Source organism: Acinetobacter lanii, assembly GCF_011578285.1.
In the GTDB taxonomy this organism is placed as follows: Bacteria; Pseudomonadota; Gammaproteobacteria; order Pseudomonadales; family Moraxellaceae; genus Acinetobacter; species Acinetobacter lanii.
Genome location: NZ_CP049916.1, coordinates 2,205,766 through 2,219,244, shown reverse-complemented (window position 1 = coordinate 2,219,244; position 13,479 = coordinate 2,205,766). Strand labels below are relative to the sequence as shown.

Here is a 13,479-nt window from a genome sequence, read left to right as displayed (position 1 = left end):
AGGTGGCTTTTTTATGATGTAAATATATGTTTAAAAATATGAAATTTTAGAGATAAAAATGGAAATATATAATTTTAGCTATGATGATGAAAATGATGCATTGAATAGTCTTTCGATGTATTACGGTATTAGTGTTGAAAAAATTAAATCTAAATTGAATGAAATTAATACTTTATTAAAAAATGATGCTCTTGAGTGGGATTCAGGTACGTATGCATGGCATATTAGATTATTGCTAGATGCAGAACCTGAACAAAAAAATATGAAAATTAGAGTTAGCTATTATCATCGCTGTGGAAGCGATGGAACTCTAGAGTGGTTTAAAGAAGGGCTTTTGCATTGCCCCGAAGGTATAAAGATTTTTTTAAATAAAACGATAAATATTGTGCCTGAATTAACGGAATATAAGGGTGAAATATTAAGACGCTCAGTTATACATTTAAATGATGAAAGTAATGGGGAAGCTAATGGTCCATTTGCTTTTAGCACTTTGAGAGAAGCTAAAGTAAGAAATGAATTTGACTTACCTGAGTTGTTTTTTGGAAATACTGGCCAATTTTCTTTTGTTCAAGACTTAGTTCCTATACAAGAAAAATTGAAAATCAAATTGAAACCTACAATAGTCAAATTTTATAAAGAATATAATCCTGAAAATATTGATTGTATTGTTTGCAACTATTGGCAACTTATATGTCAAAAATTCGATGAGAGTTTTACTTCAGATTCACTTGATGTTGGTAAAGGTAAAAATATCCCATTTGAACAAATCCAAGAAATATTTATATAGTAATATTTAAATAACTTAGAATATTTGGTTAACTTTTTGCATGCCTTATTTTATGGGCGATTATTTTCGCTAAAATAGGGTAATGCTATGACCAAGACTACTATTTATTTGTCGTTAGATAAAAATGCATTAAGAAAAAAGGATGGAAATTCTTTGGGTTTGTGGTTCTCATGCAATGCCTTTTTATGTTATTCACTTATTCTATTCAGCCCTAGGTAGGTCATAAAATTAGATAAATGATTTAATATAAATCTAACCATTAGATTATTTATCACTATGCTCAAACTCATCTATTACGTGCCTGAATCCCATTTTGAATCCACCAAACTCGCTATTTTTGAAGCAGGTGCAGGTGGGATCGGAAACTATGAGCACTGTGCGTGGCAAGTGCTAGGAACAGGGCAGTTTAAACCTGTAAAAGGGGCAAATCCTTTTATCGGTCAGTTAGATCAACTCGAACAAGTGCCTGAATGGCGTGTGGAAACCATTGTCCCTGAACAGAAAGTCAAACAAGTTGCCGAAGCATTAAAGGCAAGCCATCCTTATGAAGAGCCTGCCTTTGAGTTTATTCAAATCATCGAGATTGATTAAACTTTCTGAATAAATAAGTCACGATCAAAACGATACTGCGGGAAGAACACGCCATCGGTGGCACGTTCACCTGCACCAATCACCATCACAGGGTATTCTTGATCACCTAGATTTAAGGTTTTACGCACCAAAGGTTCGTCAAAACCTTCCATCATACAACTGTCAAAGCCATAAGCACGTAAAGCCAATACGAGGTTTTCACAGGCCAAAGCCGTGGTTTTACTTGCCCATAAAATCGAATCGGCAGGGTTAAACGCCGTCACAGGCAATTGTTTACCAAACTTACGTGCCACCCCAAAAGACACTTTTTTAAAGTGACCAATAGCATTGAAGTAACCTGTTTTATAATTCAAAGGAATATAGGTGTAATACTTTTTTACCAAAGGCGGAATTTCGGGAAATGGAAATTCATTAATGTTGCGTTTTGCCATTTCATTGACACGGTCAGTACGTGCCACACAAACAATCAATTCCGCTGCAGTACGTGCCGCCCATTGGTTTAAACAGGCTTTCACAATCTTTTGTTTTTTATCTTCAGACTGCACCACATAAAAGGTCCACGGCTGTAAGTTAGATGAATTGGGTGCAAGTAAAGCCAAATCTAAACAATCATCCAGTACTTCAGCAGGAATAGGTTTATCGGTAAATTTACGTACAGAACGACGGCTTTGAACCACTTTTTTAAAATTTTCCACGTCAATATTTTGCGCAGCAGCTTCAAAATAACGGGCTTTTTCAACTTGAGAATTTGACATAGGCATACTTAAATAGGAGAAGGGGAATACACCATCAAGATACGAATTTTAACCTTGATGGTATGTTGCAAATTTGCAGATTTTTAAAAGTTTTGAATCGCTTAAACTTAAAAATCAGAGCTGTTAAAGCTCAATTAAACTGGGTGAAGTCGGGTTTGCGTTTTTGCATAAATGCAGTTACCGCTTCCATCATTTCAGGTTGCGCTACACGTTGCATAAACACCACGGCTTCATCATCAATACATTTGATAATTTCGTCCAAATTGTGTTTCATCAAGGCTTTGGTTTGTTTAAGTGATGCTAAAGGTAGTGATGCTAAAGTTTCCGCCTGCTTTTGTGCATGTGCATAGACATCATCTTCAATGCTATTCACCAAGCCCACATCTAACGCTTTTTCGCTGTTGAATTTTTGTGCGGTGAGTAATAATTCAGCTGCTTTGTGGTAGCCCGCTTGCTCAACCAAAAGCTTGCTTGAAGCACCTTCAGGAGACAGACCTAGGCTGACAAATGGAATTTGGAACAGGGCGGTATTATCGCTATACACCAAATCCGCATGTAATAAAATCGTCACACCAATGCCAATCGCAACGCCACGTACAGCAGCAATCAACGGTTTAGAAAAACGAGCTGCCGCTTTAAGCACAACGAAAGGTGGGGTATCGCCTGCTTTGCCGTCAAAAGGCGTTTTTACAAACTTCATAAAGTCTTGCATATCATTGCCTGCGGTAAAGTCAGCGTCTTCACCACGTAAAATCACCACACGCACACTGTTGTCTTGATCGGCTTCATCCAAGGCTTTAGCAAGCCATAAATACAAATCGCCATATAGCGCATTCTTGGCTTTAGGGCGGTGAATGGCTAAGGTCAAAATGCCATTGTCTAATTTCGCATTTAAATGTTCATGTGGTTGTTGAATACAGCTCAGTGTCATCGTACTATCCTTGCTTTAAGCCTGAATTTAATTTTATGCATTCATTATGTCGCAAATTGATTTCGCTGACACAACTGATGAGTTCATAAAATCAACGAATCATTATGAAATATAAATCTGATCACGAATTTGATTATTTGGTGTTTATTGGGCGCTTTCAGCCTTTCCATTTGGCGCATATGCAAACCGTTGAAATCGCGTTGCAACACAGTGAAAATGTGATTTTAGCCTTGGGTTCAGCGCAAGACGAACGCAATATCAAAAATCCTTTTTCTGCACTCGAACGTGAGCAGATGATCTTGTCGAATTTTTCTGAAGCCGATCAAAAACGCATTCATTTTGTGCATGTAATTGATGTTTATAATGATGTGAAATGGGTGAAGTTGGTCAAAGCTTTAGTGGGTGATCTGGTTCAAGCTTCAGACAACGTGGGGTTAATCGGACACTTTAAAGATGACTCCTCTTATTACTTACAATTGTTCCCTGAATGGAAAATGCTCGAATTGGATAGCCTTGTCGGGGCAATGTCAGCTACGCCGCTCAGAGAAGCCTATTATCGGGGAGAGATTCGAGAGACTGAGTTTCCGGCAGGTACAGTTAACTTTTTAAGGCAATTTCAAAACACGGCCTATTACCCACAACTTCAAGCCAAATTTGAGCAACAAGATAAAACCAATTTAACTGTTTAAATTTTATTTACGAATGATCTGCTTGATTTAAATGCAGCGGTGCATGCTGAATCAAGCGTTCGGTAAGGCGCTGTAGTTGCACAGATTGTCTTTTCCAGTGATGCCAATACAATTTAACATCAGTCTGTGCAGCTGGAAACAGCTCAATTAAATCACCATTGGTAAGTGCTTGATGAATCTGAAATTCAGGCACCATGCCAAAGCCTAAACCCAATTGCACAGCTTCTAAAAAAGAATGAGCCGATGGAATCAGGTGGTGCGGGTACTGCGACATATTCAAGCCAAAATGCTTGGAAATGATTTCGTGATGCATTAAGTCCTGTTCATTGAAAATGACTGCGGGCGGAAGCCTTAAAGTCTCACGATTAACCCCTTGATTAAACCAACGTGCGACAAATGTGGGGCTTGCCACCATACGATAACGCATGATCCCAAGTGGCTTCACTTCACAGCCCTTAATACTGTTCGATTCTGTCGAAATACAGGCATTGACCAAACCTGCTTCAAGCAAATGATGGGTTTGGGTCTGATCAGCAACTTTCAGCTTTAGCGCAATATGCTCATCAATCAATACAGCTTGAATGGTTGATAACAGCCATGTTGCCAATGAGTCTGCATTGGTGGCGATATTGAGTGTGTAAAATGTAGAACCTAAGGTTTTGCCTTGTAGGTCTTGCAATAGATTTTGCTCAAGCAATTTGCTTTGTTGTAAATAGGACAACAATTGCTGTCCTGCTGAGGTACTACGGCAAGGACGTTCACGAATCACTAAAATATGCCCCAATTGTTTTTCCAAGGCTTGCACACGTAAAGTCACTGCAGAGGGTGTGATGCATAAGCGCTCCGCTGCCAACTCAAAACTGCCAGTTTCAATCACGGCAAGAAAAGCTTCGCTGTTTTTACTATGCAACATCCCTATCTCATTATTTTTTAAAGTGACTTGTACACTTTATAAACTTAGAAAAACTTAATCAAGCTGATATTTTCTAAAGAATATTTATTTTAAAGAGAGCTCGGTAATAATAGCCACAGTTCTGAAGTCATGGCTTGATTATGTTGCATAGTTATCTACAAGGGTTAAGTGTTGCGCTGAGTTTAATCGTGGCGATTGGTGCACAAAATGCTTTTATTTTGAAGCAAGGGCTACTGAAACAGCATGTGTTTTATCTGTGTTTGATTTGCGCAGCCTCTGATTCAATTTTATTGGCATTGGGGGTGTTTGGTTTTTCTTATGTAGTGTTAAATCTGCCCGAAGCGGTCAGCGTGGCTCGCTATCTAGGGGCATTGTTTCTGTTGATCTATGGTGCACAACATCTATATCAAGCGCTATTTCAAACCCAAAACATCGATCTGCAATCAGCTTCACAACCGCATCAACTAAAAAAAATGATCCTGTTGTGCTTGGCACTGACTTGGCTGAATCCACATGTTTATCTCGATACTGTGGTCTTAGTCGGCTCAATCTCAACCCAATTTGAACAGCACAAGTTCAGTTTTTTATTGGGGGCGATTTCTGCATCTTGGCTATTCTTTTTTAGCTTGGGTTATGGCTCGCGCTACTTATTGCCGATTTTCCAAAGTGAACATGCTTGGAAAGTTTTAGATGTCATTATTGCTTTGGTGATGTGGTGGATTGCCTACGGTTTAATTTTTTAATTTCGCCATCCTACGATTGTTCAATTAGCTGAAGATACAAAGCATCTGGGATTTAACATTTCTAAAATCAAAACAACGAATCAAAGCAATGAATCAAAATAAAAGGGCAAATCCAATCAGATGGATTTGCCCTCATCGTATGAAATATTGCTGTAAAAGCTCGATCATTTGAAAATGTAATTAAGCTGCTTGTAGCGCTTTTAAATCTTCTAACACTTGTTCAGCGTGACCAGCCGCTTTGACTTTGCGATATGTTTTGACCAGTTTACCGTTATGGAAAATAAAGGTCGAGCGTTCAATACCCATGACCAATTTGCCATACATATTTTTTTGTTTAATCACATCGAAATGTTGGCACAACACTTCTTCTTTGTCGCTAATCAAATCAATGGTCAGTGCTTGTTTTTCGGTAAAGTTCTGATGGGCTTTCACTGAATCACGTGATACACCGTAAATGGTCGCATTCAACGCATCGAATTGATCTTTAAGGCAGGAAAAACCAACGGCTTGCGTGGTACAACCTGGGGTTGAATCTTTAGGATAAAAATAAATAATCAGCCACTCAGCCGTAGATTCAGCAAGATTGACTTCACCTTGAGTGGTGGCAAAGCTTTGATTAGGTAAAGTTATATTTTCAAGACTCATGAAATGCTCCAATTTTTATGCCGTTAGTGTAGCGCAAATAGTTTAAAAGCTATGCCTAAAACAGAAAATAAGATGATATACAGCCAAAAAAAATGAGCCACATATGTGGCTCATTTAAAAAGTTCATCAGAACTTATTTTTTCGCTTTTGATTGTGCTTCTTGAGCCGCTTTCATCGCTTGTTGAGTTAAACCTTCAAGTTTAGTCGTCAATTGAGGACCAAAACATGCTTTTAAGTCTTGGTTCTGTTTTTGAACGAAGCTTAAGCTAGAAGGGTTTTTCTTTTGATTGATCGAGCTTTGGATTTCCCATTTTTGCGCATTGGTCAATTTGCCGTCAGACTCAACTGCACATGTACAGTATTTTGATACTTCAGCTGCGGTTAGTTTACCGCTTTTGCCTGTCTCAGATTTACATACGCCAATCAATGCAGATTTCACATTGGTGCTTTTATAGGCATTTTGCAATGCTGAAGTTTCTGCATGCGCAGTCGCCCCAAGAAAAGCAGCCGCTGCGAATAAAGTTGTTGTAATGAAACCTGATTTTAAATTCTTCATAAATTGTACCTTGTTATGACGGTATATAACGCGTTGGATCAGTCACACCTGCATCTACGAAACCTTGTTTACGTAAACGGCAGCTATCACATACACCACAAGCGCGACCTTGGTCATCAGCTTGGTAGCATGACACCGTTTGACTGTAGTCTACGCCATGTTCTATGCCTAAGCGAATGATATTTGCTTTGGATAAATGTAACAGAGGTGTTTCAAATTTAAGAGGTTTTCCTTCAACGCCGACTTTGGTTGCCAGTCTTGCCATGTTGGCAAAGGCCTCAATAAATTCTGGACGACAGTCTGGATAGCCCGAATAGTCTACTGCATTGATGCCAATCACAATCGCTTCAGCGCCAAAAACTTCGGCAGCAGCTAAGGCATAGGATAAAAAGATCGTGTTACGTGCTGGTACATAAGTTACAGGAATACCGGATTGTTCATGATCTGGAACATCAATGCTATGGTCTGTTAACGCTGAGCCACCTAAGTTACCTAAATCAATATTAATGACACGATGTTCTACACCGGCCCGCTTTGTGAGTTCACGCGCAGCATCCAATTCTGTGGTCGAACGCTGCCCATACATAAAACTTAAGGCAATACATTCATAGCGTGCTTGCGCCCAAGCTAAACAAGTGGTCGAATCTAAACCGCCAGATAACAGTACGATGGCACGAGGGCGCATAGATGAACTCCGAAAAAAAGAATGAAAATTAAAGCGATATTATAGCCTTAATTTGAGCAGTTGGTTAAAGCTTGATTTGAGATTCTGTGGTTTAAAAAATTAGTACGATTATAGTCTGATAATGTTTAACTGATTGACATAAAAAGATTGAAAATGTGATTGAAAATGGATTTTTATTCACTATACTTAATGAGCGATTTAAAAATAAATAAACAATCGGATAACAAAAAAGATAGGGAAATTACATGAAAAAGATGACCTGCCTCGCATTCGCAATGGCATGCTTTTCATCGTCTGTCTGGGCTGTAGAGCCACTGACGGATGAAGAGTTATCTAGCCTCACAGGACAAGATGGTTTAACCATCAGTATTGTACCGACAGGACCGATACAAGCTGAAGTGATTTACCATGACAATGATGGTCTGAGCAATCTAGATTTGGGCGGAACGGCAAAAGCCGGTGCGGTAATTTTAGGTACCGCCGATGGTAAAAGCAATAATCCACTGTCGCTTTCTTCAGGCTCAGCCAATATCAACATTATTCTGAAAATTGATACTGATGCCGGAACAGGCACAGATGGCTCTTTTTTAAATGTTGGCGTAAGTCTGCCTCAAGATCTGACCATTAACACAGGTGACATTTGGGTTGGTGCATCCAAACAAAAAAATGGTGCAGCACGTGGCTATACTGATGCAGTAAAAATTTTAGACAACATGAAAATCTATGTGTCTAATTTAAATACCAACATTCAACTCGGTTCAACTCCACAAGGCGGGTTACTGAAAATGAATGGGATTTTCAAAGATGGTTTACGTATTGAAGGGTATAAGCTCAATGATGCCGGTGGTGGCGGTTCGATCGGTATGGACTATATCAGCATGCAAAACTCCCAACCGGGGCGTTTTGGTGTGACCAATTTGGACTTTGATGTGACCGGTTCAGTCTATCAAGATGGGCTGGGATTAAAAATCAATCGTCTCGGTGATGCTGGTGGTTTGAACACCATGATATGGGGGCTGACCGCAGGGGATACTAAAAATCCAAACATTAAGCCCATAGGTGATATTGAAGTGCGAGGGCTTAATTTGAATGGCACCACCATCAAAGTATCGGGTCATTAAGTTTTATTAATCATCTACAAACCAAATCTCAAATAAAAAAGCATCTCATTGAAATGGGATGCTTTTTTTTAAATCATTTTTTAGAATGCAATGATCAACGACCGGTTTCATCATTCCAAAGCAATTTATGCAATTGTAATTGGAAGCGCACAGGCACATGATCTTCTAAAATCCATTGCGCTAAATCACGCGCCAACTGTGGTAAACGTACAGCACCTTTCTCAACTGCAAACGCAGGGGAAAACCATACCGTATTCGCTTTCTCATTCAGTTGGTATTGTGCTACTTGTTGTTTAGACCATTCATAGTCTTCACGGTTGCAGATCACAAATTTGATTTGGTCATGCGGGGTTAAGTATTCAAAATTACTGTATAGATTTTTTGAATCTTCACCCGAAGTTGGGGTCTTCAAATCCAAGACTTTAGACACACGTGGATCAACCTTAGACACATCTAAAGCACCACTGGTTTCAAGCGACACTTCACAGCCCAGTTCAATCAAACGATTCATGAGTGGAATTGCATTCGGTTGAGCAAGTGGTTCACCACCAGTTACACAGACGTAAGGTGTTTTAAAATCGAGTGTGGTTTGAATAATGTCATCGAGCGAGCGACGTTCACCACCTTCAAAAGAATAGGTGGTATCGCAATAGGTACAGCGTAGAGGACAGCCGGTTAAACGAATAAAAACAGTGGGTAAGCCAGCAGTATCCGCTTCACCTTGTAGTGAATAAAAAATCTCCGTGATGCGCAAACCCGCAGACGGATCAGAAACAGGAATAGCAGAAGATCGGAGAGAATTCATAGCAAATGACCACAGTTAAAAAAACAAAATCTCTACGATCAAAACTGATCGTAGAGACGGGACGCGACTAAATTAATGAGGAATAATCGTTCCTCAAATAAAAAATTAGTCTTCGCGTAATAAGTCGTTCAAGCTCGTTTTAGAACGAGTTTGCGCATCGACTTTTTTCACGATGATTGCAGCGTATAGGCTGTATTTACCGCATTTAGAAGGTAGGCTACCCGCAACAACCACAGAACCTGCAGGAACACGACCATAATGGATTTCACCAGTTGCACGGTCATAAATTTTGGTTGATTGACCAATGAAAACGCCCATTGAAATCACTGAACCTTCTTCAACCACAACACCTTCAACAATTTCTGAACGTGCACCGATGAAGCAGTTGTCTTCAATAATGGTTGGATTCGCTTGAAGTGGCTCTAATACACCACCAATGCCCACACCACCTGACAAGTGAACATTTTTACCAATTTGTGCACATGAACCTACAGTTGCCCATGTATCTACCATTGTGCCTTCATCGACATACGCACCGATGTTGACATAAGAAGGCATTAAGATCACGCCTTTGGCTTGGAAAGAACCTTTACGTGCCACAGCAGGAGGTACAACACGTACGCCAGCCGCTTTAAATTGTTCTTCAGTCCAACCGTTGAATTTAGTATCAACTTTATCGTAGAAGCGAAGATCACATGACTCGATTGGTTTGTTGTCATTGATTTTGAACGACAATAAAACCGCTTTTTTAAGCCATTGATGAACAACCCACTCGCCATCAATTTTTTCAGCCACACGTAGTGTACCGTTGTCTAATCCAGCAATTGCTTCCTCAACTGCTTGACGGATTTCAGCGGGGCAATCAGCTGATGTGAAGTTTGCACGATCTTCAAACGCTTGTTCAATGATTGTCGAAAGCTGAGACATGATCTTCTCTTCCAAAAAAAAATTTTAAAGATTCTACACCAAAAAGACATGGGTTTAGATAAAAAATCATAAATGAATCGAAAATACTAATGCTAAATTATAACTAAGCTTGTATAGATTAAAGATGTGGCTGTTTTTTGACCATAAATTTAATAAAAAACAATCACTAATACCTAATTGTATCAAAAAATAACAAAAAACAATCAATTTGAGTATTAATTGTGTTCAATTTATCGATTATGATTGCCCCGAGTCTGAACACATTAATGATTAAAGAACAACTCATTTCCTTGAGGAGAAAAAAATGAAAGTGTTAAAACTACTCGCAGTGACAGCCGCTATTTCAGCATCTGGTTTTGCAATGGCTGACAGTAATGTTGTTAAAAGTGGTTATGCTTTTGAAGCAAATCAATTGATCCCGACTGGTGTACGTGCTGAAATTGGTACGACTGGTTATGGTGCTGCTTTACTTTGGACTGCTAACCCATATGTAGGTTTGGCTTTAGGTTGGAACGGTGGTGATATCTCTTGGTCTGACGATGTCAAAGTGAACGGTTCTAAATATGACCTAGACATGGACAACAATTTGGCTTATTTAAATGCTGAAATTCGTCCATGGGGTGCAAGTGATAACCGTTGGGCACAAGGTCTTTACATGGCTGCTGGCGTAGGCTATGTAGATAATAAATATGATGTTGATCGCCGTGTTAAAGCAGGCGAAGGGTTCAGCGTAAACCATACTGATTTCGTAGCCGGTCCAAATGGTGCTCGTATTGCAGGTAAAATGCATTATGACAACGAAATTGCTCCATATGTAGGTTTTGGTTGGGCACCAAAAATTACTAAAAACTGGGGTGTATTTGGTGAAATCGGTGCATATTACACAGGTAATCCAAGTGCTGATATCAGCTTAGTAAGTGGCGGCGCTGCTCCAAACGTTGAACGTGGTACTTTAGAAGAAAATATTGCTCTTGAAGAAAGTAAATTCAGAAATGATGATAAGCATGAATGGCTTCCAGTAGGTAAAGTGGGTCTTAGCTTCCATTGGTAAGATCAAATTAAAAAAACGAGCTTCGGCTCGTTTTTTTATGTCTGAATTTAATCTATTTTGAATGCTAATCTAAGAGGTTAAGCAGTTCAAAAAGAATTCAATCATTAAGATATTAGAACTTTATTCAAATTCAATAATTAGATTCATGATCGAAATCTTAAACATCACCACTTCTTACATGTTATACAATAAAAAAAGGACATAGGTCCTTTCTTCATCTAGATGCTTGCTTAATTAATCTTCAGGGTATGCCACTTTCTTCAGTGCCTTAATGTCAGCGCTTGGTGCACACAGCGAGATAAACTCATAACCATAACCACGCAGTAAGTGACCTTTACGAACCGCGATCCAAGTGGTATTTACACCGAACAAATCCGTATCAATTTGTTTTAGGCGGTGGTCACGTTCCGTGTCATACGCCACATCATTGACAATACCGACACCCATACCCAGTTCTACATAAGTTTTGATCACGTCGGCATCGAGTGCTGACATCACCAAATCCACATCAAGGCGAGCATCTTCAAAGGCTTTATCGATTTTTGAACGCCCTGTAAAACCGCCATGGTAGGTAATAATCGGATGTTCAGCCAGACGCTCTAAACTAATTTCGCGAGGATTAACTTGGGTTAATGGATGATTTTGTGGGGTAATGATGCAGTGTTTCCAATTATAGAACGGCACACTGGCAAGATTGTCTTCAGTGGTTAAGGACTCTGTTGCAATACCGATATCGGCATCACCCATCAACAGCATTTCAGTGATTTCAACAGGGCTGGCTTGTTGCAGAACCAAATGAACTTTAGGGAATAGCTTTTTAAATGAATTTACAATCGGGGGAAGAACATAGCGTGCTTGGGTATGCGTGGTGGCAATGGTCAAAGTCCCTTCATCGACACGATTAAAATCATCTGCCAGACGCTTAATATTATCTGCATCGACCAACATGCGCTCCACAATGCCCAGTAAAGACTGACCGGGTTCAGTTAAACCGAGTAGGCGCTTACCTTTACGAATAAATAGTTGAACACCCAATTCATCTTCTAAATCTTTAATATGCTTACTGACACCGGATTGAGATGTGTACAGTGCAGCAGAAGCTTCAGTTAAATTAAAATTCTGTCTAACCGTTTCACGAATAATTCTTAATTGTTGGAAATTCATAACGCTATTTACCCTATATGGGTGAGGTCATGACAACCTCACCGTGTTGTTCTTAAGCAACCTGATTTGCAAAAAGATGCAAAGTATTGGTTCTTAACCAAACGGTTTGGTTTGGTCTAAATTGATGCAGGCGAGCTTCATCCGGTGTTAATAAAATTTCGATTAAATTACCTTGGCGACCTTGTAGCTCGGCTACTACACGACCTGCGATCCAAACTTCACGTAAGAAGGTGGCTTGGAACGCATTTTCAGTCGGTTGCGCATGAATGGTCAGTTCATCTGGACGGACAAAGGCAATCACCTCGCCATTCGGTGCATCTTTAGCAAGCGGCACTTGAATACGATCTTCACCAATGTGCACGATGCCATTTTGATTTTGACCTTCAAAACGATTGGCTTGACCCAAGAAGTCAAATACAAATGGCGTTGCTGGTTTCTCGTAAACTTCACGTGGTGAACCAATTTGCTCGACATTACCTTTGTTCATCACAATGATTTGATCAGCAACCTCAAGTGCTTCTTCTTGGTCATGCGTCACGAAAATTGAGGTGATGTGTAATTCGTCATGCAAAGTGCGTAACCAACGGCGCAGTTCTTTACGTACTTTGGCATCTAAGGCACCAAAGGGTTCATCTAGAAGCAATACGCGAGGTTCAACCGCTAACGCACGTGCCAAGGCAATACGTTGACGCTGACCACCTGACAATTGCGCAGGATAACGATCGGCCAAGAAGCCCAACTGAACGAGATCTAAAAGACGGGTCACTCGTTTTTTGATCTCTGCTTCAGAAGGACGAGTCGATTTTGGACGTACACGTAAACCAAAAGCAATATTGTCAAATACGGTCATGTGGCGGAACAATGCATAGTGCTGGAATACAAAACCGACTTGACGTTCACGGACATGCACGTTGGTTGAGTCTTCACCTTCCAAAATCACGCGACCGCTATCTGCAGATTCTAAGCCCGCAATAATACGCAGTAGCGTGGTTTTACCACAACCGGATGGACCGAGTAATGCGACCAATTGACCATCTGGAAAATCTAAAGAGATATTGTTGAGTGCATGGAACGCACCAAAGTGTTTTTCAATATTTTTGACTTGAATACTCATGA

At 39.9% G+C, this 13,479-nt stretch carries 16 protein-coding genes; 6 read left to right on the top strand and 10 right to left on the bottom strand.

Features of this window, described 5'->3' with window-relative positions; all coding sequences use genetic code 11:
• Positions 1-58: 58 nt before the first annotated feature.
• Positions 59-787, top strand: coding sequence for a hypothetical protein (locus tag G8D99_RS10170; protein ID WP_166325341.1), 729 nt, complete (start codon positions 59-61; stop codon positions 785-787).
• 276 nt (positions 788-1,063) lie between these two features.
• Positions 1,064-1,378, top strand: a complete 315-nt coding sequence (locus G8D99_RS10165; RefSeq protein WP_166325338.1) for an NGG1p interacting factor NIF3 — start codon at positions 1,064-1,066, stop codon at positions 1,376-1,378.
• Here G8D99_RS10165 and G8D99_RS10160 read toward each other — a convergent pair.
• Together G8D99_RS10160 and G8D99_RS10155 are read right to left on the bottom strand one after the other, a co-directional pair.
• On the bottom strand, positions 1,375-2,133 hold the full coding sequence (locus G8D99_RS10160) for a nitroreductase family protein (RefSeq protein ID WP_166325335.1): 759 nt from the start codon (positions 2,131-2,133) through the stop codon (positions 1,375-1,377). The genes G8D99_RS10165 and G8D99_RS10160 overlap by 4 nt on opposite strands.
• A 130-nt stretch (positions 2,134-2,263) precedes the next feature.
• The gene (locus G8D99_RS10155) at positions 2,264-3,064 is read right to left on the bottom strand and encodes an enoyl-CoA hydratase (protein WP_166325332.1); all 801 of its coding nucleotides are present in this window, start codon (positions 3,062-3,064) and stop codon (positions 2,264-2,266) included.
• A 104-nt stretch (positions 3,065-3,168) separates the two neighbouring features.
• Here G8D99_RS10155 and G8D99_RS10150 point away from each other — a divergent pair, with 104 nt between their 5' ends.
• Positions 3,169-3,753, top strand: a complete 585-nt coding sequence (locus G8D99_RS10150) for a nicotinate-nicotinamide nucleotide adenylyltransferase (RefSeq protein WP_166325329.1) — start codon at positions 3,169-3,171, stop codon at positions 3,751-3,753.
• Between the two features lie 7 nt (positions 3,754-3,760).
• Here G8D99_RS10150 and G8D99_RS10145 read toward each other — a convergent pair whose 3' ends face one another.
• Positions 3,761-4,666 carry a LysR family transcriptional regulator ArgP gene (locus tag G8D99_RS10145; protein ID WP_166325326.1) on the bottom strand — a complete coding sequence of 302 codons (906 nt, stop codon included), beginning with the start codon at positions 4,664-4,666 and terminating at the stop codon, positions 3,761-3,763.
• A gap of 140 nt (positions 4,667-4,806) precedes the next feature.
• Between G8D99_RS10145 and G8D99_RS10140 the strand changes: the two genes are divergently transcribed.
• Positions 4,807-5,409, top strand: a complete 603-nt coding sequence (locus G8D99_RS10140) for a LysE/ArgO family amino acid transporter (protein WP_166325323.1) — start codon at positions 4,807-4,809, stop codon at positions 5,407-5,409.
• Between the two features lie 180 nt (positions 5,410-5,589).
• On the opposite strand, the gene G8D99_RS10135 is transcribed toward G8D99_RS10140, so the two are convergent.
• From G8D99_RS10135 to queC, 3 genes are all read right to left on the bottom strand, one after another.
• Entirely contained in the window at positions 5,590-6,054 is a 465-nt protein-coding gene (locus G8D99_RS10135; protein ID WP_166325320.1) for a peroxiredoxin, read from the bottom strand.
• Between the two features lie 133 nt (positions 6,055-6,187).
• Positions 6,188-6,610 carry a hypothetical protein gene (locus G8D99_RS10130; RefSeq protein WP_166325317.1) on the bottom strand — a complete coding sequence of 141 codons (423 nt, stop codon included), beginning with the start codon at positions 6,608-6,610 and terminating at the stop codon, positions 6,188-6,190.
• 13 nt (positions 6,611-6,623) lie between these two features.
• A complete protein-coding gene (queC, locus tag G8D99_RS10125) occupies positions 6,624-7,295 on the bottom strand; it encodes a 7-cyano-7-deazaguanine synthase QueC (RefSeq protein ID WP_166325314.1) in 672 nt (223 codons plus the stop codon).
• A gap of 245 nt (positions 7,296-7,540) precedes the next feature.
• On the opposite strand from queC, the gene filA reads away from it, so the two are divergent.
• Positions 7,541-8,416: a putative pilus system protein FilA gene (filA, locus tag G8D99_RS10120; protein WP_166325311.1), complete on the top strand. Its 876-nt coding sequence runs from the start codon at positions 7,541-7,543 to the stop codon at positions 8,414-8,416.
• A 94-nt stretch (positions 8,417-8,510) separates the two neighbouring features.
• Here filA and queE read toward each other — a convergent pair whose 3' ends face one another.
• Both queE and dapD read right to left on the bottom strand, forming a co-directional pair.
• The gene (queE, locus tag G8D99_RS10115) at positions 8,511-9,221 is read right to left on the bottom strand and encodes a 7-carboxy-7-deazaguanine synthase QueE (RefSeq protein WP_166325308.1); all 711 of its coding nucleotides are present in this window, start codon (positions 9,219-9,221) and stop codon (positions 8,511-8,513) included.
• 105 nt (positions 9,222-9,326) lie between these two features.
• The gene (gene dapD, locus G8D99_RS10110; protein WP_166325305.1) at positions 9,327-10,148 is read right to left on the bottom strand and encodes a 2,3,4,5-tetrahydropyridine-2,6-dicarboxylate N-succinyltransferase; all 822 of its coding nucleotides are present in this window, start codon (positions 10,146-10,148) and stop codon (positions 9,327-9,329) included.
• Between the two features lie 304 nt (positions 10,149-10,452).
• Between dapD and carO the strand changes: the two genes are divergently transcribed.
• Positions 10,453-11,199 (top strand): ornithine uptake porin CarO, encoded by a 747-nt coding sequence (gene carO / locus G8D99_RS10105; protein ID WP_166325302.1) that lies wholly within the window; start codon positions 10,453-10,455, stop codon positions 11,197-11,199.
• 234 nt (positions 11,200-11,433) lie between these two features.
• Here the strand turns inward: carO and G8D99_RS10100 are convergent, their stop codons facing one another.
• Positions 11,434-12,363 carry a CysB family HTH-type transcriptional regulator gene (locus G8D99_RS10100; protein WP_166325299.1) on the bottom strand — a complete coding sequence of 310 codons (930 nt, stop codon included), beginning with the start codon at positions 12,361-12,363 and terminating at the stop codon, positions 11,434-11,436.
• A 52-nt stretch (positions 12,364-12,415) separates the two neighbouring features.
• Positions 12,416-13,477 (bottom strand): sulfate/molybdate ABC transporter ATP-binding protein, encoded by a 1,062-nt coding sequence (locus G8D99_RS10095; protein WP_166325296.1) that lies wholly within the window; start codon positions 13,475-13,477, stop codon positions 12,416-12,418.
• Positions 13,478-13,479: the final 2 nt, after the last annotated feature.

Coding starts and splice junctions, on each gene's coding strand:
- G8D99_RS10100 (WP_166325299.1), bottom strand. CDS start 12,363: ATGAATTTCCAACAATTAAGAATTATTCGTGAAACGGTTAGACAGAAT.
- carO (WP_166325302.1), top strand. CDS start 10,453: ATGAAAGTGTTAAAACTACTCGCAGTGACAGCCGCTATTTCAGCATCT.
- G8D99_RS10130 (WP_166325317.1), bottom strand. CDS start 6,610: ATGAAGAATTTAAAATCAGGTTTCATTACAACAACTTTATTCGCAGCG.
- G8D99_RS10145 (WP_166325326.1), bottom strand. CDS start 4,666: ATGTTGCATAGTAAAAACAGCGAAGCTTTTCTTGCCGTGATTGAAACT.
- G8D99_RS10140 (WP_166325323.1), top strand. CDS start 4,807: ATGTTGCATAGTTATCTACAAGGGTTAAGTGTTGCGCTGAGTTTAATC.
- G8D99_RS10150 (WP_166325329.1), top strand. CDS start 3,169: ATGAAATATAAATCTGATCACGAATTTGATTATTTGGTGTTTATTGGG.
- G8D99_RS10135 (WP_166325320.1), bottom strand. CDS start 6,054: ATGAGTCTTGAAAATATAACTTTACCTAATCAAAGCTTTGCCACCACT.
- dapD (WP_166325305.1), bottom strand. CDS start 10,148: ATGTCTCAGCTTTCGACAATCATTGAACAAGCGTTTGAAGATCGTGCA.
- filA (WP_166325311.1), top strand. CDS start 7,541: ATGAAAAAGATGACCTGCCTCGCATTCGCAATGGCATGCTTTTCATCG.
- G8D99_RS10170 (WP_166325341.1), top strand. CDS start 59: ATGGAAATATATAATTTTAGCTATGATGATGAAAATGATGCATTGAAT.
- queC (WP_166325314.1), bottom strand. CDS start 7,295: ATGCGCCCTCGTGCCATCGTACTGTTATCTGGCGGTTTAGATTCGACC.
- G8D99_RS10155 (WP_166325332.1), bottom strand. CDS start 3,064: ATGACACTGAGCTGTATTCAACAACCACATGAACATTTAAATGCGAAA.
- G8D99_RS10165 (WP_166325338.1), top strand. CDS start 1,064: ATGCTCAAACTCATCTATTACGTGCCTGAATCCCATTTTGAATCCACC.
- queE (WP_166325308.1), bottom strand. CDS start 9,221: ATGAATTCTCTCCGATCTTCTGCTATTCCTGTTTCTGATCCGTCTGCG.
- G8D99_RS10095 (WP_166325296.1), bottom strand. CDS start 13,477: ATGAGTATTCAAGTCAAAAATATTGAAAAACACTTTGGTGCGTTCCAT.
- G8D99_RS10160 (WP_166325335.1), bottom strand. CDS start 2,133: ATGTCAAATTCTCAAGTTGAAAAAGCCCGTTATTTTGAAGCTGCTGCG.